Annotated in this window: 3 protein-coding genes; all 3 read left to right on the forward strand. The window is 78.3% G+C overall.

Annotated elements, in window-relative coordinates:
* Positions 1-127 precede the first annotated feature (127 nt).
* Entirely contained in the window at positions 128-577 is a 450-nt protein-coding gene (gene pssD, locus WCS02_RS20040) for a PssD/Cps14F family polysaccharide biosynthesis glycosyltransferase (RefSeq protein ID WP_340296060.1), read from the forward strand.
* Positions 574-1503: a hypothetical protein gene (locus WCS02_RS20045; RefSeq protein ID WP_340296062.1), complete on the forward strand. Its 930-nt coding sequence runs from the start codon at positions 574-576 to the stop codon at positions 1501-1503. The genes pssD and WCS02_RS20045 overlap by 4 nt, the downstream gene beginning before the upstream one ends.
* A partial coding sequence (locus WCS02_RS20050) for a hypothetical protein (protein WP_422665446.1) occupies positions 1500-1857 on the forward strand: 358 nt, incomplete at its 3' end. The genes WCS02_RS20045 and WCS02_RS20050, both read left to right, overlap by 4 nt.

Below are 1857 nucleotides of genomic sequence, written 5' to 3' on the forward strand. Positions count from 1 at the left end.
GCCCCGCGCGCGACGGCCACGCCTCGAGCGGGCTCGCGCAGCTGTCCGCGCCGGCGCCGGCCAGGGCCCTGCCCGGCGACGGCCCCCGCCGCCCGGCCGCCCCCAGCGAGCTCGGCGGTGGACGCTCGTGAAGGTCCTCCTCGTCGCCTCGACCGGCGGCCACCTCGCCCAGCTCCTCGCCGTCGGCGACGCCTGGTCCGCCCACGAGCGCCACTGGGTCACCTTCCGCAAGGCCGACGCCCTCTCGGCGCTGGCCGGCGAGAAGGTGACCTGGGCCTTCCACCCGACGACGCGCAACGCGTGGAACGCGCTGCGCAACCAGGTGCTCGCCGTCGTCACGCTGCTGCGCGACCGGCCCGACGTGGTCGTGTCCACGGGTGCGGGCGTGTCCGTGCCGTTCTTCGTGGCGGCCCGGGTGCTGCGGGTGCGCACCATGTACATCGAGGTGTTCGACCGGGTGGACGAGCCGACGCTGTCGGGCCGGCTCAACTACCCGCTGTCCGACGCCTTCTGCCTGCAGTGGGACGAGCAGCTGTCCGCGTACCCCGAGGGCGTCGTCGTGGGCAGGACGCTGTGAGCGCCGCCGACCCCCGCCCCACCGTCGTGGTGAGCGTGGGCACCGACCACCACCGCTTCGACCGCCTCAGCGACTGGCTCGAGCCGTGGATCGCCCGGCACCCCGAGGTCCGCGTCGTGCACCAGCACGGCTCGTCCCGGCCGGCCCGGGGCGCCGAGCCGGTGCGCATGCTGCCGCGCGAGGAGATGCTGGCCCTGCAGCAGGAGGCGACGGCCGTGGTCGTCCAGGGCGGGCCGGGCTCGATGCTCGACGCCCGCCTGTGCGGCCGGCTCCCCGTCGTCGTCCCGCGGCTCGCCCGCCTGCACGAGGTCGTCGACGACCACCAGGTCCACTTCTGCGACCGGCTGTCGGCACTCGGCTGGATCACGCTGGCCGACGACGCCGACCGGCTGGCGGCGCTGCTCGACGAGGCGCTGGCGGACCCCCAGGCGTTCCGCTGCACCCCGCACGTCTCGGCCGCACCGGAGACCGCCCTGGTCCTGGCCCGCAGGCTCGAGGCCGTCCGCGCCGCGCCGGTGGGCTTCGTGTCGTGGCGGCGGCTGCTCGCCGTGGTCCGCGCCCCGAAGGTCACCGTGGCGCCGACGCCGGCGCCGGTCCCCGTCCCCACGGGCGGCGTCCCCGCCGGACCCGTCCTGCCGGTCGGTCCCGTCATGGTGCCCGTCGCCCCCGTGCCCCCGGTCGTCCCGCTGCTCCCGGTCGCGCACATGGTCCCGGTCTCGACCGTGCCCCCGGTCCCGGCTGGCGTGGTCGTCGCAGCCTCCGGGGCTGCCGACGCCATCGACGACGAGCCGTGGAGCAGCGAGCCGCGCATCGGCGTGCCGCGCGCCGGGGACGACCCCGTCGACCCGCGCACCGCCGCGCCCGCCCTCCCCGTGCCCGCGCGCACAGACGACCCTCGCGTGACCGAGCGCACGGGCCAGGCATGACGACGGCGGACCGGGCCCCGGGCGGTCCGTCCGCGGGTCCGGGCCCGTCCCGACGCACCCGTCTCGTGCTGGTCGGCGCCGGCTCCGTGGCTGCGGTCGCGGCCGCTGCCGTCGGCCTGAGCACGCTCGGCGGCGCCGACGGGCCGGTGGCCGCGCAGCCGTCGCCCTCGACGGACGCCTCTTTGCCCCCGTCGTCGCCCGCCCCGTCGGTCGCCCCCTCCCCCGAGGCCACGGCCGGCGGTACCACCGCGCCCGCCGTGGCGGACCCGGCTCCCTCCGCCGCGCCGGACGCCGCGCCGACGGTGGCCCCCGCCGAGGGGGCCCCGACGGCCCACCACCCCGGGCAGCTGTTCG

The sequence above is a fragment of the Aquipuribacter hungaricus genome (assembly GCF_037860755.1).
Taxonomy (GTDB): Bacteria; Actinomycetota; Actinomycetes; order Actinomycetales; family JBBAYJ01; genus Aquipuribacter; species Aquipuribacter hungaricus.